Annotated in this window: 16 protein-coding genes and 1 pseudogene; 10 read left to right on the top strand and 7 right to left on the bottom strand. The window is 35.0% G+C overall.

Features of this window, described 5'->3' with window-relative positions:
* Positions 1-116: 116 nt before the first annotated feature.
* Both BS1321_RS03650 and BS1321_RS03645 read right to left on the bottom strand, forming a co-directional pair.
* A pseudogene (locus BS1321_RS03650) lies at positions 117-534 on the bottom strand (FMN-binding negative transcriptional regulator); the annotation flags it as partial.
* A 74-nt stretch (positions 535-608) separates the two neighbouring features.
* On the bottom strand, positions 609-1,511 hold the full coding sequence (locus tag BS1321_RS03645) for a DMT family transporter (RefSeq protein ID WP_063234528.1): 903 nt from the start codon (positions 1,509-1,511) through the stop codon (positions 609-611).
* A gap of 161 nt (positions 1,512-1,672) precedes the next feature.
* Here BS1321_RS03645 and BS1321_RS03640 point away from each other — a divergent pair, with 161 nt between their 5' ends.
* The 3 genes from BS1321_RS03640 to BS1321_RS03630 all read left to right on the top strand — a co-directional run bounded on the left by BS1321_RS03640 (position 1,673) and on the right by BS1321_RS03630 (position 5,244).
* Positions 1,673-3,049, top strand: a complete 1,377-nt coding sequence (locus BS1321_RS03640) for an aminotransferase-like domain-containing protein (RefSeq protein ID WP_063234529.1) — start codon at positions 1,673-1,675, stop codon at positions 3,047-3,049.
* Between the two features lie 310 nt (positions 3,050-3,359).
* A complete protein-coding gene (locus BS1321_RS03635) occupies positions 3,360-4,520 on the top strand; it encodes an MFS transporter (RefSeq protein ID WP_063234530.1) in 1,161 nt (386 codons plus the stop codon).
* Positions 4,521-4,929: 409 nt separating this feature from the next.
* Entirely contained in the window at positions 4,930-5,244 is a 315-nt protein-coding gene (locus tag BS1321_RS03630; protein ID WP_063234531.1) for an MTH1187 family thiamine-binding protein, read from the top strand.
* A gap of 447 nt (positions 5,245-5,691) precedes the next feature.
* On the opposite strand, the gene BS1321_RS03625 is transcribed toward BS1321_RS03630, so the two are convergent.
* The 3 genes from BS1321_RS03625 to BS1321_RS03615 all read right to left on the bottom strand — a co-directional run bounded on the left by BS1321_RS03625 (position 5,692) and on the right by BS1321_RS03615 (position 7,394).
* Positions 5,692-6,144: a hypothetical protein gene (locus BS1321_RS03625; RefSeq protein ID WP_063234532.1), complete on the bottom strand. Its 453-nt coding sequence runs from the start codon at positions 6,142-6,144 to the stop codon at positions 5,692-5,694.
* Positions 6,145-6,426: 282 nt separating this feature from the next.
* Positions 6,427-6,825: a hypothetical protein gene (locus BS1321_RS03620; protein WP_063234533.1), complete on the bottom strand. Its 399-nt coding sequence runs from the start codon at positions 6,823-6,825 to the stop codon at positions 6,427-6,429.
* A 173-nt stretch (positions 6,826-6,998) separates the two neighbouring features.
* A complete protein-coding gene (locus tag BS1321_RS03615) occupies positions 6,999-7,394 on the bottom strand; it encodes a winged helix-turn-helix transcriptional regulator (RefSeq protein ID WP_063234534.1) in 396 nt (131 codons plus the stop codon).
* Positions 7,395-7,653: 259 nt separating this feature from the next.
* Between BS1321_RS03615 and BS1321_RS03610 the strand changes: the two genes are divergently transcribed.
* The 3 genes from BS1321_RS03610 (at position 7,654) to BS1321_RS03595 (ending at position 11,650) form a co-directional block, all read left to right on the top strand.
* Positions 7,654-8,529: an SDR family oxidoreductase gene (locus BS1321_RS03610; protein WP_063234535.1), complete on the top strand. Its 876-nt coding sequence runs from the start codon at positions 7,654-7,656 to the stop codon at positions 8,527-8,529.
* A gap of 1,074 nt (positions 8,530-9,603) precedes the next feature.
* The gene (locus tag BS1321_RS03600; RefSeq protein WP_063234537.1) at positions 9,604-11,013 is read left to right on the top strand and encodes a processed acidic surface protein; all 1,410 of its coding nucleotides are present in this window, start codon (positions 9,604-9,606) and stop codon (positions 11,011-11,013) included.
* Between the two features lies 1 nt (position 11,014).
* Entirely contained in the window at positions 11,015-11,650 is a 636-nt protein-coding gene (locus BS1321_RS03595; protein ID WP_063234538.1) for a class D sortase, read from the top strand.
* A 175-nt stretch (positions 11,651-11,825) separates the two neighbouring features.
* On the opposite strand, the gene BS1321_RS03590 is transcribed toward BS1321_RS03595, so the two are convergent.
* On the bottom strand, positions 11,826-12,236 hold the full coding sequence (locus BS1321_RS03590; RefSeq protein ID WP_063234539.1) for a DoxX family protein: 411 nt from the start codon (positions 12,234-12,236) through the stop codon (positions 11,826-11,828).
* 311 nt (positions 12,237-12,547) lie between these two features.
* On the opposite strand from BS1321_RS03590, the gene BS1321_RS03585 reads away from it, so the two are divergent.
* A complete protein-coding gene (locus BS1321_RS03585; RefSeq protein ID WP_063234540.1) occupies positions 12,548-12,793 on the top strand; it encodes a glycoside hydrolase family 30 beta sandwich domain-containing protein in 246 nt (81 codons plus the stop codon).
* 110 nt (positions 12,794-12,903) lie between these two features.
* Here the strand turns inward: BS1321_RS03585 and xylR are convergent, their stop codons facing one another.
* On the bottom strand, positions 12,904-14,058 hold the full coding sequence (gene xylR, locus BS1321_RS03580) for a transcriptional repressor XylR (protein WP_063234541.1): 1,155 nt from the start codon (positions 14,056-14,058) through the stop codon (positions 12,904-12,906).
* 242 nt (positions 14,059-14,300) lie between these two features.
* Between xylR and xylA the strand changes: the two genes are divergently transcribed.
* Genes xylA through BS1321_RS03565 form a run of 3 tightly spaced genes read left to right on the top strand, consistent with a single transcriptional unit; the run spans position 14,301 to position 18,294 of the window.
* Positions 14,301-15,638, top strand: coding sequence for a xylose isomerase (gene xylA, locus BS1321_RS03575; RefSeq protein WP_063234542.1), 1,338 nt, complete (start codon positions 14,301-14,303; stop codon positions 15,636-15,638).
* Positions 15,639-15,696: 58 nt separating this feature from the next.
* Positions 15,697-17,199: a xylulokinase gene (xylB, locus tag BS1321_RS03570; protein WP_063234543.1), complete on the top strand. Its 1,503-nt coding sequence runs from the start codon at positions 15,697-15,699 to the stop codon at positions 17,197-17,199.
* 48 nt (positions 17,200-17,247) lie between these two features.
* Complete coding sequence (locus tag BS1321_RS03565; protein WP_063234544.1) at positions 17,248-18,294, top strand: aldose epimerase family protein; 1,047 nt, start codon at positions 17,248-17,250, stop codon at positions 18,292-18,294.
* Positions 18,295-18,391 lie beyond the last annotated feature (97 nt).

The raw sequence follows: 18,391 nt of genomic DNA, 5'->3' as shown, positions 1-18,391 counted from the left end.
AAGATGATATAATCAATTCTATATAAATGAGAACTATCGGAGTGTCAATGGGAAGGAAAAGAGCGTTAATCCTTATTTGATCAACACTCCCATTAGTACAGTACCATTTAACGTTATTATTCTAGGATTGCTTTTATTAATAATGAAATCTTTTGTTCATCTGTATTTGAAATTTGTTCTAGCTGATTAACAATTAACTCTTCTTTGCAATGGATGATTTTGACTTAACTTTGCTTTCCCTTCTATTTTGGTGATTTTTATTTTGAATCCTTGAACTCCTTTGTTCATACCAGCGAGAAACTAAGCATCCATCTTGCAAACTGTATGAACTGTCAGGGGCTTCGTACTTCGATACCATATCAAGTAGGGAGCTCATTAACTCATTTTCATCCTCTTGCAGTTCGACTTCTCCGGAAACATGAACGGTCACATAATTCCATGTTGGTACTGCTTTTTCCGTCTCATACCAAGATGGAGAGATATAACAATGCGGGCCATGAAAATAGCTAAGACCGGTTGATTTTTGATGTCTTTCTAAGATAAGTCTATATTCATGACAACTTCTCATCTATACAATTCAGTCCTTCTATAAGATAACTTTCATGCAGTTAGCTTTTCCCTGATACAGCTCCGCTTTTTGATACGTGAGCATTTTTTCCTAAAATAACAGAAAAGACAACAATCACTGCTGTAACAAGAGTGAAAAATGTGATGGATTCATCAAGAAATACGGTTGCAAATAGAATCATCAAAAATGGTTGTAAGTATTGAATCTGACTAACTCTTGCTATCCCGCCCATAGCCATTCCGCTATACCAAGCAACATATGCTAAAAATTGACTAACCACTGCGAGATAAATAAAACTAACCCAAGCTTGGATAGGGGCATGGAGCATTTCAGTTGTAAGGTTTAGCCCAACTGGAATAATGAAAAATGGAGCACCAATCATTATTGCCCAAGCAATCACTTGCCAGCTGCCCAATTCTTTCGCTAATTTCCCCCCTTCTGCGTAACTAAGCCCCAGTATGATCACTGCTGTTAGTAAAGCTAAATCGGCAAATTGCAATTGACCGAATCCAAGATGAAGTGCATACATAATGACAGCTAAAGAGCCGATTATACTTGAAACCCAGAATTTAATTGAAGGGATTTCACCTGCTCTAAACAGAGCAAATCCCGCTGTCGCTAACGGTAACAGGGCTACTTCCACAGCTCCATGAGAAACAGGCAATGATTCCATTGCCCAAGAAGTGAGGAGAGGAAATCCTAAAACTGCACCAACAGCAACAATAAATAGACTTTTGAATTGGCCTGGAGAAGGCAGTTTTTCCTTTCGAACGATCAATACTACAGCTACTAAAATAGCAGCAACAACTGTTCTTCCTAAACCGACGACTGTAGTCCCAAAATACTCTACAGCAATACGTGTAGCGGGGAGCGTTAAGCTAAAACAAATGACGCCTACTAATCCCAACAATAATCCTAATTTCTCCCTGGTTACTCCCTGCATCTTATCCAACCCCAATCTTTATATTTTGTATCACATCTGTACCATTGTTTATTTATCATAAAAAACAGTTTTGCTATAATTAACATACTATGAGTACATACAATAAAAATAAACCCATTTTTTACCCATCTGTCCTGGTACAGTTCAAGGAGGATTAATTGATGAACTCAAAATATATTAAGATAATGGAAGACATTAAGCTTCGACTAGAAGATGGTTCGCTAATTGCAGGCAGTAAACTTCCTTCTGTTCGTCAGTTATCTGAGTATTTTTCATGTAGCAAAAATACGGTCATTAAAGCATACGTAGAACTTGAAAAAGAGCATTTAATTTATTCTGTTCCTAAAAGCGGTTACTATGTTGTGAATGAATATCAAAAAGCGACGGAAGAAAATGAGGTGATTGATTTTTTGTCTGCCGGTCCAGATAAAAACGTTATGCCTTATGTGGAATTTCAACATTGTATGAATCAAGCAATTGACCATTATAAAGAAGAGCTTTTTACATACTCTGATCAACAAGGGCTTTATTCACTACGAGTACAGTTGGTGAAATATTTGCAAAATTTACAGGTTTTCACTCAACCCGAAAGATTAGTCGTTGTATCTGGCTCGCAGCAAGCCTTAAATTTATTAGTTTCTATGCCATTTCCAAATGGAAAAAACAATATTCTAATTGAACAGCCTACTTATTTCGGAATCATTGAGTCCATCAATCTGCATCAAGCCACTACTTTTGGAATTGAATTAACAATGGAGGGGATTGATCTTGAGCGTCTGGAGTACATTTTTCGAAATAATGATATCAAGTTTTTCTATATTATCCCGAGATTTCACAATCCACTTGGACATTGTTACACGAATAGCGAAAAGAAAAAAATCGTTGAGTTAGCTGAAAAATACGATGTATATATAGTGGAGGATGATATTTTAGGAGACCTTGATCCAAATCCAAAATCAGATCCTTTATTTTCTTTTGATCCTTCTGGGAGAGTGATTTATATTAAAAGCCTTTCGAAAATTTTTCTCCCAGGGTTAAGGATTGGTACTGTCGTTCTTCCTGCATTAATGATTAACATTTTTTTACGATATAAATTTAGTTCCGATTTTAATAGTTCAGCACTTTCTCAAGGTGCGCTAGAAATCTACTTAAAAAGCGGTATGTTTAATAGCCATCTCAAAAAAGTTAAAGAGGTATATCGTAATAAAATGCAAATCCTTCAAGAAGCATGTGAATTATTGCTGCCGGCTAACACTTCTTTTTCTAAACCGACTTCAGGATTCTATCTATCCATTAGTTTGCCCGAGAATGTGAAAGCAAAACAGGTAGTTCATATGCTAAACGAGCAGCATATATATGTTGATGATGCCTCTAGAATGTTTTTAGCTGAATATAAAAAGGAAAATCTCGTACGATTAAGCATCTCTCAAGTGAACGAGAGTCAAATTAAACCAGGGGTAGAGCAATTGGCTCACTGTATTGCTTTAATTGACAGTAGAAAAAATCGTATTACTCCAAATAACTTTTTACTTATTTAGAAAGTGTTGGGTCTTTCCCGTCAAACGTACTTCAATGAAATATAACCACAATAGATCTTTAGAATAATTATGTGTATTTCCATAAATGATTTTAACTTGTCCCTCCCTTAATTCCTTAATTCCTTAATATAAAGTTATTAAAAAGTAACTTGTTAATAAGGGGAGGTTCTGATATGATTGTTTGATAAATTTTTTAAGGGGTTTAGAGAGGGTGAGTCAATTGACTAAAAACCTTAGACAATTGAAAAACGTTTCAGTGTTCCAAACGCTTCTAACTTAGAAAAATAATTTAGAAGCGAGGAATAATTATATGAAAAATCAAAGAATCTTTAATAAATCATTTCTTTTTTTATTTATAAGCAACTTTTTGGTTTTTATTGGGTTTGAAATGTTACTTCCTATTTTGCCTGCCTATATGTTAAGCATGAATGCATCTTCCATTCAGGTTGGTCTAGTAACATCATTATTTACGATAGGTGCTGTTTTAATCAGACCTTTTGTAGGTTACTATTTAATTGATAACCAAAGGAAAAGTCTAGCCATTTGTGCAAGTGTGGCTTTAATGATCATTACAATACTGTATCCGTTTCTTAATATTATATGGCTTCTTCTATTGTTACGACTTTTCCATGGTGCAGCGTGGGGGGTATCAACAACAGCTAATAGTACAATAGTAGTGGATTTAATTCCTAAGACACGCTTAGGAGAAGGAATAGGGTATTTTTCTATATCCACAACGGTCGGGGCTATCGTTGCACCGAGTATAGGGATCCTTATCTATGACTCTTTTTCCTTTGATATTTTAATATGGTCATCAGTAGTACTGAGCCTATTGGCAGTAATTGCGCTTCAATTTATATATTCACCTACTATTGTAAAGCGTGAGAAGAAACCATTTCGATTTTTGGATATGATTTTTGAAAAAGACGTATGGTTCCCAGCGTTACTTACGGTTATTACAACACTTGGTTTTGGAGCGATCATTACATTTTTAGTTCTTTTTGGAAAACAAAAGGAAGTAGATCATATTTTTCTATTCTTCCTTATCAATGCAACTGTCGCAACTTTACTACGTCCGTTTACCGGAAAATGGTATGACAAAAAAGGACCTTGGTCTATTATCATTATGTCAGCTGTGTTAGGATTTTTTTCACTTGTTATACTGTCTTATACGACAAATGATTCTCAACTTATCATTGCGGCGATTTTATTTGGGGCAGGTTATGGAACTGTTATGCCATGTTTACAAACATGGACTGTTCAAAAGGTAAGGGAAGAAAAAAGAGGAGCAGCCAATGCAACCTTTTTTTCCAGTTTTGACGTTGGTGTTGGAGTTAGCGCATTTGTATTAGGTATTTTAGCTGAATGGATCAGTTTAGAGATAATCTTCAGGTTTGTTAGTCTAAGTTTTATTGTTGTTGCTGTTTTAGTCTATAAGGATTATATAAATGAAAAGATAAGGCATAAATAAATCGCTCTAAAACAAATCCACCTCTATGTTAATAGAGGTGGATTTGTTTGCTGGATTATAATATGGCTTTTACGAAGGCTATTCAAAAAAACAAACCTTTAATACCAATACGACTAAAACTGGAATACATCTAGTTCAACTAGTACGCATATATGGGATGTTTAAAAAGCAATGACCTAGTCAGCAGGACAAGTGTTAAAAATCAACGATTCATTTTTTATTTGACCAATTCTACAGTAATTTTCTTGCCAGTAGAAGTGCTTTGATTTACGAATCTCAAGCTCCACAGCTTATACTAATTACGTTAGGTACGAAGTTTGAGTTATAATAGTAAAAAACATCCGTATTTATAGGATACATGTAAGTGAGCTTCTTGATTGAAATACATAAAAAGGATTGGTGAATAAGAATGGCAATAGTTGATGTAACGGTTATTCCTGTCGGCACACAAACTCCAAGTGTTAGCAGCTATGTGGCAGATATTCAAAGAGTATTAAAGCAATATGAAAATAAGGGAGAAATTCGTTTTCAACTGACTCCCATGAATACAATCATTGAAGGCGACCTGCCTAAATTGTTTGAAGTTATCCAAGCGATGCACGAAGTACCTTTTGAAAAAGGTCTTGCTAGAGTTTGTACGAATATCCGAATCGATGACCGTCGTGATAAAGAACGCAAGATGGAAGACAAAGTAAAGCGAGTGAAGGGCATGCTTGAGGAATAACAGCTTCTGTATGTAATGGGTCTCGCAGAATGTAATGTGGAATAATCCACTTGTTATTTATCCAGGATTTAATGGGAAATAAACATCTAGAATTTACTATAAACAGATTAAATTAATAAAGTTATTGGATTAATGTCAATGTATTAATAGCTTTAAAGCCTTGGTATTACTGATTTTTCAGTTACCAAGGCTTTTTTTATTTATTATATTATGAAAGGGAACCAGCTATTTTGATCACATTTCACACTACCCCATATTAAATGAGCATTATCCATGTATTTAAATAACCATCTACACTTTTTTCTTCGAGTACCTTTGACACGCGAGCAATAGATATCTGCTTCTGTATGTATCCTACCGTGTCAAAGCGCTCTTGTATATATTTCATGCTTTACCGGCTTCTATCTAACTGCATGAGAATGAGGATAGGTAGTGTGTGTAGATAACTTATAAACGTTCGCCATAAAGTTCTTTTTCTTCAATTGGATGAAAAAGAGTGAATCCTTTTGAACAAAACACAAACCTTCTATCTATCTCGAATCCAGCCTTATTCAAAATTTCAACTGTTCCATGTGAACCAGGTCCAGGATACCCGCAACTACAACCAGATAGGTGTAGCTCATTTCCTTTTTTGTCTATAAGGATGAGATCGCTATGAAGCAAAATATTATCTTTATTAATTTCTTTAACAATTTTTGCAATTTTAAAACGGTCAAAATGATCTTTAACTGCTTCGAATACCGCAATACTTTTATTGGTGATACCGCGGTCATCACCGTAATCTTTTATGACGAATACTTCCCGCTCATATGCTTTCTTAAATAGATGGTACTTTTGGTAAGTGACGTCATTAATTTTACAAATAAGTGGACTATTACTATCCAGTTCTTGATTAAACATTGCACGCCTCCTAAATAGTTAGTTTATTAAGTTTATTAGGAGAAAAAGAGATTAGTACTAAGAACCGGATAAGAGGCAAAATTTTTTCATTTTTGATTCTCGTTTGTTTAATTAATAGGAATGAAACGTGATACCTATAAGGTATGAATGAAGCTGTTAGGAGGAAGTGAAATTGTGAAGTCAAATTAAAAAGCACCAAAATAGGTGCTTCCTAGTTATATATCTTCTTAAAGTAATGAACAAACATAATGTTCATCACAATTTCGACTATAGCATTAATAATTACATCGATAATATTAGTTTCCTCAAGTGAATGATAAGGGGCAAATAAGACAATATAAATAGAGCAATGATAGTTAAAAGTATGGTCCATAAGCTGTTACGTAAAAATAGTGGAATCATTAAGCTAAAAAAGGGCAAGAAGAAATCTAATTCTTTTCTACTTCTCTTTTTATAAATAACTATTAAAAGATAGATTGCAATCACATTGATAATAATAAATAAAATTAGATCAATAACATCATATCTATTCATAGATGCAGGGGTATAAACTCCAGGCAGTGAAAACACTGTAAGAGCAACTAGTACCCAAAAAGTTATCCGGTATCTTTTCTTTTGTTTGCCAGTAATTGTTTCTGCCTGTAACGCCATGACGAGTTTGTTAATATTCCAAATATACATTGTTGTCTCCTTGTGTAGATTATCAGACTAATTATAGGGTAGGGTCCACGTAAAAGCCATCTTTATTAAAATTTCCTGTCCATACTTATTACATGTTTCGAAACATAAAAAAATCCGGATAAGGGACACTTTTTAATGTGTGTCCGTTATCCGGGATATAATTCAAGGTTATACTAGAGCTCTTTTTTATTAACTTGGGTGGAGTAGTTTTGTTCACTTTGTTTTTTTTCCATATATTTTTTTCCCCACTCTCCCATAATGTCCAGTACTGGGATAAAGCTTTTCCCTTGAGGTGTTAGCGAGTATTCTACTTTAGGAGGAACTTCTTTATACACTTCTCTGTGAACCATTCCATCCTCTTCCAATTCTCTCAGTTGTCTTGTCAATATTCCTTTTGAAATGCCCGGTAACAACCTTTGAAGTTCGTTAAATCTTCTTGTTTGTCTACTTAGATGCCATAAAATAACAATTTTCCATCTTCCGGCAATTACATTTTGAGTAAGTGTCAAAGAGCAAACTTCTTCTTTTTCTTCAGGAGGCGGTTCTCCTTGAAAATTGAATCGAGCCATTGATTGTATTTTCCCTCTCTCTCATAATGGTACTATTTTTGTGACTATGTCATAAAAAAATGCCTACTTTTATTATTGTGACTGTGGATATAGTATATACCTGTACTAAATAATTCAACAAGTACAAGTATATTTCTGAAAAATGAAGGGGGCTATATCAATAAACTCACTTTAAAAAGTTTTTTTACTTTGTTGAACGAATTATTAAGATTGCTATTATCGACTTTCTAATACGAAAAAATTAATTGGAGGAAAAAAGATGAAAATATTAGTTACTGGTGCAACAGGAAAATTAGGATCAAAAGTTGTAGAAACGTTATTAAAAACTGTACCGGCAAGTCAATTAGCTGTTAGTGTTCGAAATCTAGAAAAAGCCGAAGATTTACGAGCTCGCGGAGTAGAAGTTCGACATGGAGATTTTGATCAACCAAAAACATTAGATTCTGCTTTTTCAGGAATTGATCGGCTTTTAATTATATCTACAGTTGGGGATGATGAAACAGTAATTAGACAGCATTCTAATGCTGTAGCTGCTGCTCAACGTAATCAAGTTAAATTTATTGCTTATACTAGTGTAACAAATGCAAGTGAAAGTAACTTATTCCTTGCCTCAGCTCATAGAGCTAGAGAAGAAGCTATTTTGAAAACAGGTATTCCATACTCGTTTTTACGAAACAATTGGTATTTAGAAAATGAAATTGGGAGTATACAAGGTGTGATGGCAGGAGCACCTTGGATTACATCTGCAGGAACAGGAAAGGTGGGTTGGGCACTTCAACAAGATTATGCGGAGGCAGCAGCAAATGTATTAACCGGGAGCGGACACGAGAATACTGTTTACGAGCTTTCCGGCAAGCTTATGACTCAAGAGGAATTAACATCTGCTCTTGGAACTGTATTAGGAAAAGAAGTACCTGTACAACAAGTCGATGATGCTACGTATACCGATATTATGAAAGGTGTAGAGGTACCAGAAACCTACATTTCTATGCTCGTAAACATGCAAAAAGGCATTAGAGATGGTGAATTAGAGATAGCGAGAAACGATTTAGAAATATTACTTGGTCGCCCTTCTACACCAATAAACAAGGCCTTGAGCCAAATTGTTAGTCAAAGCATCCAAACAGGAAAGTAAGTTAAATCAAAAACGACCTCCTCATATTTTAGAAGCTTATTATGTCCGATACTAACAGAAAGCAGTTTTATTAAGAAAGACCTGATGCAGAAGAATATGACAACCTCTCTTTGTCATACCCTTTAGAAAAAGATAAGGGTGTGACAATGCTGAGTAGCAAGAAAAACAATCAAATCGTTATTTATATAATAAAAGGCTCAACAATTAAAAGGTTTTTAATCCTAGATCTAATTATTGGATCAGGAATTTTTTATGTGGTTAAATTCATTTCTTCAAGCGTATTAATAGCGAGTGCGAGCAGTTTTATTGGAACAGAAGGAATTAAAAAGGCACCGAAAGTTCTAAAAAATGCAATTAGATTAATATTCTAAAGTCTAATGCATTCCACATAATGGTGCGTTGTTTAACAAGAAGTAAAAGGAGAATACATATTATAAGCGTCTAATATGTATTCTCCTTTTTATTCAATAAAAGCACCCGGTTGTTCAGAATGATACAACGTTGGCATGGATTTAAAATGGAAGAACAGGAAGGAAAACAGTTAGTCTTTTATGGTAGAAGGCATACGGGTTAAATTTTAAGCTGTTTATCCTTATTGTATTTGCTTAATAGTAAGTGGTTTTGCAATGCCGGAAATGCTAATGGAGATAGATGTAGAAGTTATGATTATTAGTGAAGGAAGCAGTGAAAATTAATAGACTAATGCTATCTGGATTGAATGCAATCAATCAAAACGCAAACCCTTGAAATGTAAGGATTTGCGTTTTTTTTATGTCAGGAATGGATGTAAACATTACAGTGAAGTTACAACGGTTACAAAAGACATCACAGATTTATATTATGAACATGTAGCGTGCGGGAGTTTTAATCCCCTCTTTTTATAATCGATATATTAATAGGAAGAAATACGTCTTTATTACCGCAAACAGATGTATATGCTGTTAAAAAGTTTGTTAGCAAAGTAAGTAAAATAGGAATTTTGACTTATTGGAAGAAATAACTTCATTGTTAAATTATTGTTATTATATTATAATTTTCTAGAAACATATGAAATGTTATGAATAGGAGAAAAGTATGAAAAAACTGTGGACCATTTTAGTTTCATTTACGTTGTTAATTAGCTTATTCCCGCAATTAGCATCGGCAGCACCAAGCAAAAATTTTGAGAAAGAACTTACAAAGTATTTAAAAGAGATAAGCCTTGTTAGGGGTTTTGAAGTGACAAAGGATGATATTGAAACATCTCTTTCTTTTTACGATGAAAGTATTAAAAACTTTGAATCTATTGGTGATCTAAAAGATGCCTTGGGAGAAGTTATTAAAGCAGATTTAAGTAATTTAGATACCATTTATGAAGATTATAATCTAACTAATGAGAGCCTAATTAAACTATTGCGCGAAAATGGCGAAGAACTAGACGATTATATCTTTATCTGGGACCTCGATGAAGCTGTTTATTTCTATACAGAAGAGGGCGATTTTGAACGCGATCCAAACTTTGACAAAGAATTAGTCAATTATTTAGCCAAGGTTAGTAAGGAAAGAGGCTTCGAAGTAACAAAAGAAGATATCGAAGCGTCATTGGAACTTTATGATTTTAGCACGGAAGAATTTGAATCTGTCGAAGAGCTTAGTGAATTCTTAGGTGACGTCATAAAGGCAGATCTAAGCAACTTAGATTATTTTAATGAGAATTATGGAATGGATAAACAAGCCTTGCTCCAAATGTTGGAAGAAAATGGAGAAGATATTAACGATTATATATACATAGATAATCTTGAAGAAACTGTTTGGAACCTTTCTGATGGGGCGTTGGATGGCGAAGTTGCCGAGGATCTTCTTCCTATTTTCGAGGAAGAACTCGGTCTAACGGAAGAAGAATTACAGAGGCTTGAAGACCACTTAATGTCTTTGGAAGACCACCTTTCCAATCCGGAAACAGTCAAGCGACTTGAAGAATTGGGCAACCGCATGATGGCTTTCGAGGAATTTGATGTAGCAACCGAGCTTACAGCTGAACAGATAGCTGAAATGGCATCAATCTATGAAGAATTACTTTCCATCTTTAAGCTTAATGTATCCTATTCCCTTGTGAAAAGTGGCTCGGAATCACCTGTATCCCTTTTGGATTTAATGAAATTGGAAGAACTGAAGGGCGCTAACCTAAAAATAGCTATATACTCTACTGACGGGAAGTTCTTGGCTGATCTTTTAATAACAGGTGATATGGTCGATTCTGACACTCTTACTAACGCAGGCGGGCAAATAAAGGAATCTGCAAAAGAGGTGCAAAAAACCATTGAAAAGGCACCGGTAGCTAAACCAGTAAAACAAAAGATCAGCACTCATACTAAATCGGAACATCAAACGGTAAAAGGGGCTAAACTGCCAAACACCGCTTCCGATTATATCCCTAATGCCCTTTTAGGACTATGCATTATCCTGTTCGGAAGTTTGATGTATCGAAAAATTAGGAAAGCTTAATATGAAACAATTAAAGAAAAGGCGGTTGCTACTGATTTCATGTACAATTGCCATCATTTTATTTGGGGTTTGGTTTTCCACATCCAATATGTATAAGTTTGCAAAAGGCTACTTTCTTTATAAGACTCATGCTCCAAGTAGCCAAGTAAATGAAACAGTACAGAAACCACCAAGTAATAAACCACCAAGTAATAAAACAACAAAGAAAGAGCTATATCCTGTCCGCCCTGAAACGGGTGAAGAAATCGGGGAACTGTATATACCCAAATTAAAAGCAAAACTCCCTATTTTCCATGGCACAAATGAGGATGAATTGGAAAAAGGCGTTGGTCACTTTGCAGGAAGTGTGCTACCAGGTGAAAATGATAATTCCGTTCTTTCCGGTCATAGAGATACGGTATTCCGTAAACTTGGGCAAGTTGGTGAAGGAGATTTGTTGATAGTAAGAACGTCGGCAGGAGAGTTCACATACAAAGTCAGCAAAGTTCGAATAGTGGATGAGGATGATCGAACCGTAATCGTACCAAAGCCACGGGCAACGCTAACCGTAAGTACCTGTTATCCCTTTGATTATATCGGGGCGGCACCTGAACGCTATATACTTGTCGCTTATTTGGCTTCAAAAAAATTAAGTTAATCAGCTAATGTTCTAAAACAAGCGTCCCAATAAGGAAAACCCTATTGGGACGCTTGTTTATTTTATTTCTACAAGTTCTATTTAGAAAATGAAATCGAAGTTGAAAGCATATATCATTCCCTCATCTTTTAGAGAAAAAACACCGATCATCGGTGTTTTTTCTTTGCCAATTCATTTATATTTTTAAGCTATCCTTATTGCTCAATGTAATGTTCGATGTAGCGGATTTTAATATTTTATGATGGTAAATATAAGAGCCGGCTATCAAAATATATCCAATAATGAAAAGCAGCCATCCACTGGCAGGGTCGCCCACTGAAATGCTTGAATACATAGCACCCGTCAAATCAAATACAAAACCGGCATAAGCCCATTCCTTAATTCTCGGAAAACCTGGAATAAGTATTGCCACGACACCTAATAATTTGGCAATTCCAATAAAGGGTAGGAGGTAGGTAGGATAACCTAAATGATTAAATAAAGCGACTGCATCGGGAACAGACATTATATCTGGAATAGAACCTAAAACCATTAGTGCCACCAAAAGCCCTGTGAAAATCCAATATATAATTTTTATTTTTTTCATTTATTCTCATTCCCTCCCTTAGATTGACATTTTAATCATATTCCATTTTCCTTTTATAAATGCATTCTATAAAAAATTATTGCACTTCAACAGTCGTGTCGCGATTATTTAAAAATCGCTTGACTGTAGGCTAACTCGAAGAAAAGAAAGTTTGCCTACAGTTTTTTCTTAAAAAATATTCGGTTGATTTCAGAAATCCGCTCCCTTTCCAATGCCAATAGCAGTGGTGGTACTTCTTATTCGTCCGTTGAAGAATGGAAGAAATTATATCCCTTCTTAGGTTTTAGACGGATATAGAGAACGGAGGAACAGTGTATGGAGCCAACCCAAAAGAAAAATCTCATTTTTCTCATTTCATTAAAAAGGGAGCCGTAAGAATAGAAACTCAAGGATCTTGGACTGGAAATACGGTTGCTTTTAGAAATCCAGAGGGATCTACAGTTATTGTTTTATCTGATCCATTTAATGATGAAAGAGAGCTATTTCTAAATGATGGTTTTACAACAAATTGTTTTATCTTAGAACCTAACTCATTTAATACAATTATCCTTTCATAGATGTAGGGACGAAAACAAATAAGAGAGGTCTTTACTCTAGGTAGAGAAAGACCTCTCCTGTTACCTTAGGAAAGATATTCAGACATCTATCATCTATCCTCTGATATAAATTAGCTTGTGGTAACATTTAAAAAATGATCGATCACAATTGAAACAGCTCCTAATGCAGGTGCATTTCTTCCTAATGAAGAGGGCAATAGTTCACACGTACTTTCTAAATGAGAATATACCCTAGAAGAAACCTCATTCTTAATGGTATTTAACACAATCGGGTGAGATTCGATAATGTTATTTCTCAGAATAATAGCCTGTGCGTCAAATGTATTGAGAATATTAGTTAAGCCAATACTGACGTAGAAGCCAAATTTCTGGAGTGCATTTAAGACGGCTACATCATTTTTATTTGCACGTTCAACAATTTCTTTTCGTAACCTATTCTTTTCGTCTATAGAAAAAGAATCCAGTAATGCTTTTTCTGAAGCATATAATTCCCAGCAGCCTCGGTTCCCACAGCTGCATTTGGGGCCGTTAAAATCTATCGTCATATGACCCATTTCTCCAGAAAAGCCATTTACTCCTTTATATAATTCATTATTAATAATAATCCCGACTCCAATTCCTACGTTAATACTGATGTAAATGATGTTTTCATAGTTTTTAGTAACCCCAAACACTTTTTCACCGCATGCGCCTGCATTAGCCTCATTTTCAACAAAAACAGGTACATTGAACTCGCTTTCAATTAAGAGTTGCAAATCTTCAATATACCATTCCAAGTTGGGCATAAAAATAATTTTTTGATTGCTATCCACAAGACCTGGTACACAAATACCTATTCCCACCAAACCGTAAGGAGAGTCGGGCATATGAATTATAAAATCATGAATAAGTGCAAACAGAATTTCTTTCACTTCACCAGCTGAAGGACTAGACAAGTCAGAAGCCTTTTCAAGGATAATGTTGCCTTCTAAATCGGTTAGAATTCCATTAAGGTAATCAACACCTATATCGATGCCTATTGAATAGCCTGCATTTTTATTAAAAATAAGCATCACAGGTCTTCTGCCACCTCTAGATTGTCCTGCTCCAATTTCAAAAATAAAATCTTTTTCAAGTAATGTATTTACTTGGGAAGAAACAGTAGATTTATTTAACCCTGTAATCTCAGAAAGGGTTGCTCTTGAGATTGGAGAGTTTTTTAAAATTTCATTTAATATCAACTTTTGATTCATTTTCTTTACTAAAGCTTGATCTGCTATCGGAATGATAATCGCTCCTTTGTTTTACCATTGAACTAAGTGTTTTTTTATTTTTAACTAAAATCCAGTATAGTAATAGTATATTTCATATTATAACTAAATTTTCTAAAAAAAACATTGAAATAAATATTTATTTTGTATATCATGAAATAAAGTTAGTTTATTGACACAACAAACTTTCTAAAATGATACTTTTAAAAATATTAATTTGGGAAGTTTTTCATTTTAATTAAAGGGGGAAGTAACACATGATTCAAACTGATACTAATAAAATTAATTATTTTGAAAGCGTAAACAAAGTCTCATATGAGGGAAAAGATTCTAAAAATCCTTTAGCTTTTAAATACTACAACCCAGAAGAAGTAGTAGGCGGTAAAACAATGAAGGAACAACTGCGTTTCTCAGTTGCTTACTGGCATACATTTACAGCTGATGGGACAGATCCTTTTGGTGCAGCTACGATGCAAAGATCATGGAATAAATATGATGGAATGGACTTAGCAAAAGCTAGAGTAGAGGCAGCTTTTCAACTTTTTGAAAAATTAGAGGTTCCTTTCTTTGCGTTTCATGACCGAGACATCGCACCTGAAGGAAACACATTAAAAGAAACAAATAAAAATCTTGATGTAATCGTTAGCATGATTCAAGAGTATATGAAAACAAGTAACGTAAAGTTATTGTGGAACACAGCTAATATGTTTACAAATCCTCGCTTCGTTCACGGTGCAGCTACTTCTTGTAATGCAGATGTATTTGCTTATGCAGCAGCTCAAGTAAAGAAAGGGCTTGAAACGGCAAAAGAATTAGGAGCAGAAAACTATGTGTTCTGGGGCGGCCGTGAAGGCTATGAAACACTGCTCAATACAAATTTAAAGTTAGAGTTAGATAACTTGGCTAGATTTATGCATATGGCTGTAGATTATGCTAAGGAAATTGGATTTATAGGTCAATTCTTAATTGAGCCAAAACCAAAGGAACCAACAACGCATCAGTATGATACCGATGCAGCTACGACCATTTCGTTCCTAAGACAATACGGATTAGATAACCATTTTAAACTAAACCTTGAAGCTAACCATGCTACTTTAGCTGGGCATACGTTTGAACATGAATTACGCGTAGCCAGAGTTCAGGGCTTCTTAGGATCAGTGGATGCAAACCAAGGTGATCCTCTTTTAGGATGGGATACCGATGAGTTCCCAACAGATTTATATTCTACAACTTTAGCAATGTATGAGATCCTCCAAAATGGAGGATTAGGTAGTGGAGGATTAAATTTTGATGCTAAAGTGCGCAGAGGTTCCTTTGAACAGGAAGATTTAGTATATGCTCATGTGGCAGGGATGGATGCGTTCGCTAGAGGTTTAAAAGTGGCTCATAAATTATTAGAAGATCGTGTTCTTGAAAACATCATTGATGAACGCTACAGCAGTTTCAAAGAAGGAATTGGTCTTGAGATTGTTGAAGGAAGAGCCAACTTCCATACACTAGAGCAGTATGCATTACAAAATCCAAACATTACGAATAAGTCAGGAAGACAGGAACGATTAAAAGGCATCTTAAATCAATATATTTTAGAAGTTTAATGGATAAAAGAGAGTAGAAACAATTTCTACTCTCTTTTATAAAAGTGGAGGAATCAAGATGAAATATATTATAGGAATTGATCTAGGAACGAGTGCTGTCAAAACTGTTTTAGTTAATACGAAAGGTGAGATCTGTGCAGAAGCTTCTAAAAATTACCCTCTTCTGCATGAAAAAACAGGATATAGTGAACAAAACCCAGAGGAGTGGATTCAGCAGACTGCTAGTGCTTTAAATGAGTTAATCTCCAAATCTGATGTAAGACCAGAAGATATAGAAGGAATTAGTTATTCTGGACAAATGCACGGTCTAGTACTGTTGGATAAGAATCATAATCTTTTACGTCATTCTATTTTATGGAACGATACAAGGACGACAGCACAATGTCATCAGCTATATGAAATGATTGGAGAAAAGCGTCTTTTAGAAATAACAAAAAATCAAGCTTTGGAAGGGTTTACACTACCTAAGCTGCTATGGGTTAAAGAGCATGAACCAGAGATATTTGATCAAGTAGCTGTATTTATGCTGCCTAAAGACTATTTACGCTTCAAAATGACTGGCTTTATTCATAGTGAATATTCAGATGCTGCCGGTACATTATTGTTGAACGTGAGTGAGAAAAAATGGAGCGAAGAGATTTGTCAATTAGTGGGCATTGATATCAGCATTTGCCCATCGCTAGTGGAATCTAGTGAATGCGCTGGAACAATTAATGAAGAATTCTCTCAAAAATCTGGGATAACATTATCGACTAAGGTATTTGCGGGTGGAGCTGATAATGCTTGTGGAGCAATTGGAGCTGGCATTCTATCATCAGGAGAAACGTTATGCAGCATCGGAACATCTGGTGTCGTACTTTCTTATGAGGAGCGAAATGATAGAGACTTTGCTGGGAAAGTGCATTATTTCAATCATGGAAAAGAAAATGCTTTTTATACGATGGGAGTTACATTATCTGCTGGCCACAGTTTAAGTTGGTTTAGAGATAATTTTGCTGAAAATGAGTCATTTGAAGAATTACTGGCTGATATAAACAATGTTCCAATTGGCTCAAATGGGCTTTTATTTACTCCATACTTAGTTGGGGAACGAACACCACATGCAGATGCTACTATACGCGGAAGCTTTATAGGAATGGATGCTTCCCATAAAAAGAGGGATTTTACAAGGGCAGTTATTGAAGGAATTACCTTCTCATTAAATGAATCAATTGAAATTTTTCGAGAAAATGGAAAAGAAATTACGTCTATTGTATCAATTGGCGGGGGAGCAAAAAACGATAGTTGGCTTCAGATTCAAGCAGACGTTTTTAACACAAAAATTATAAAGCTATCTACTGAGCAAGGACCTGCACTAGGGGCAGCCATGTTAGCCGCTTATGGTTGTGGGTGGTACAACTCATTAGAAGAATGCGCAGATTTATTCATTGCTTCTTCAAAAACATATCATCCTAATTTAGAAAATGTTCCAGTGTATAAACAACTTTATGCTTTATATAAAGAGGTATATTCCCAAACAAAAGACTTAAGTAAAAAGCTGAATCAATTTAGCAGAAAGTAACAGGTTGCATTTGAATCATGCATCCCTTTCTTCGAAAAGGAGATTAACATGAAAATAGAAGAGGGAATTTTCGGTGAAATAAATAGAGAACTGGTAAAGTCTTATTCAATCATGAACAATCAAAACATTAAAGTAACCTGTATTGATTTTGGATGTACGATTACTAGAATCGATGTACCAGACAAAGAAGGGAATATAGAAAATATCGTGTTAGGATTTGATTCTGCAGAAGATTATTTACATTATTCCCCTTATTTTGGTGCAGTAATCGGTCGAGTGGCAGGGAGAGTTAATCCACCAAGCGTTGATATAGAAGGCTTTACATACCTCCTCCCTGAGAATGAAGGGAGAACTCATTTACACGGTGGACCTGATGGATTCCATAACGTGGTCTGGAAATCCTCTACTAGTGAGAGTGTAGATGAGGCTAGTGTGACATTTACTTATATGAGTCCTGATGGAGAAGCTGGTTATCCTGGAAATCTTGAGGTAAGTGTCGTTTACACTCTCACTAATAATAATGAACTTATAATAACCTATCATGGTATTTCAGATAAAAATACGTTATTAAATTTAACCAATCATACTTACTTTAATCTGAGTGGCAATTTAAAAGAAGATATCTTACAGCATGAATTAACTATGAAAAGTGATAAGTTTTTAGAGCTTGATCCGTCCTTACTGCCTACAGGCAATTTAATAGACGCTGAACATACACCTTTTGATTTTAGAACAGGAAAGCGAATTATTGAAGGAGTAAAATCCACACATAAACAAAATGAAATAGTTGGAAATGGGTATGACCATCCATTCTTATTAAGTGAAAATCATCAAAAAGAAATTTGTTTGGTTAATCCTTCTAACGGACGGAAAATGATAGTGGAAACAGATGAGCCATATGTTGTTTTATATACGGGAAATATGCTAGAAGATACTTTTCGAATTAGAGGAATTCCTTGCCAAAAACATCTTGGCTTATGTCTCGAAACTCAACATCCGCCAAATGCCATTCATAATCAGCAATTACCTTCTATTTTATTAGAAAAAGATAAAGAGTATCATTCTAAAACTCGTTTTACTTTTACCGTCGTTTAAAAACATTTGGTTTTCATTGGTTTAATGTTGTTTTAGTGAAATGAAAATCTACAATGGAAGGGAGGATAAAAGCAGTTAGTAGAATGGGTGAGGGAAG

Origin of the sequence: Peribacillus simplex NBRC 15720 = DSM 1321, from assembly GCF_002243645.1 — a bacterium.
GTDB classification, from domain to species: Bacteria; Bacillota; Bacilli; order Bacillales; family DSM-1321; genus Peribacillus; species Peribacillus simplex.
The sequence above is the reverse complement of the archived record's forward strand: the minus strand, read 5'-3'. Positions and strand labels throughout refer to the sequence as shown.

Excerpts from the sequence above, each read along its gene's own strand:
- BS1321_RS03630 (WP_063234531.1), top strand. The coding sequence starts at position 4,930 with ATGGCAATAGTTGATGTAACGGTTATTCCTGTCGGCACACAAACTCCA.
- BS1321_RS03635 (WP_063234530.1), top strand. The coding sequence starts at position 3,360 with ATGAAAAATCAAAGAATCTTTAATAAATCATTTCTTTTTTTATTTATA.
- BS1321_RS03620 (WP_063234533.1), bottom strand. The coding sequence starts at position 6,825 with ATGTATATTTGGAATATTAACAAACTCGTCATGGCGTTACAGGCAGAA.
- BS1321_RS03610 (WP_063234535.1), top strand. The coding sequence starts at position 7,654 with ATGAAAATATTAGTTACTGGTGCAACAGGAAAATTAGGATCAAAAGTT.
- BS1321_RS03590 (WP_063234539.1), bottom strand. The coding sequence starts at position 12,236 with ATGAAAAAAATAAAAATTATATATTGGATTTTCACAGGGCTTTTGGTG.
- BS1321_RS03565 (WP_063234544.1), top strand. The coding sequence starts at position 17,248 with ATGAAAATAGAAGAGGGAATTTTCGGTGAAATAAATAGAGAACTGGTA.
- BS1321_RS03645 (WP_063234528.1), bottom strand. The coding sequence starts at position 1,511 with ATGCAGGGAGTAACCAGGGAGAAATTAGGATTATTGTTGGGATTAGTA.
- BS1321_RS03615 (WP_063234534.1), bottom strand. The coding sequence starts at position 7,394 with ATGGCTCGATTCAATTTTCAAGGAGAACCGCCTCCTGAAGAAAAAGAA.
- BS1321_RS03625 (WP_063234532.1), bottom strand. The coding sequence starts at position 6,144 with ATGTTTAATCAAGAACTGGATAGTAATAGTCCACTTATTTGTAAAATT.
- BS1321_RS03600 (WP_063234537.1), top strand. The coding sequence starts at position 9,604 with ATGAAAAAACTGTGGACCATTTTAGTTTCATTTACGTTGTTAATTAGC.
- xylA (WP_063234542.1), top strand. The coding sequence starts at position 14,301 with ATGATTCAAACTGATACTAATAAAATTAATTATTTTGAAAGCGTAAAC.
- BS1321_RS03640 (WP_063234529.1), top strand. The coding sequence starts at position 1,673 with ATGAACTCAAAATATATTAAGATAATGGAAGACATTAAGCTTCGACTA.
- BS1321_RS03595 (WP_063234538.1), top strand. The coding sequence starts at position 11,015 with ATGAAACAATTAAAGAAAAGGCGGTTGCTACTGATTTCATGTACAATT.
- xylB (WP_063234543.1), top strand. The coding sequence starts at position 15,697 with ATGAAATATATTATAGGAATTGATCTAGGAACGAGTGCTGTCAAAACT.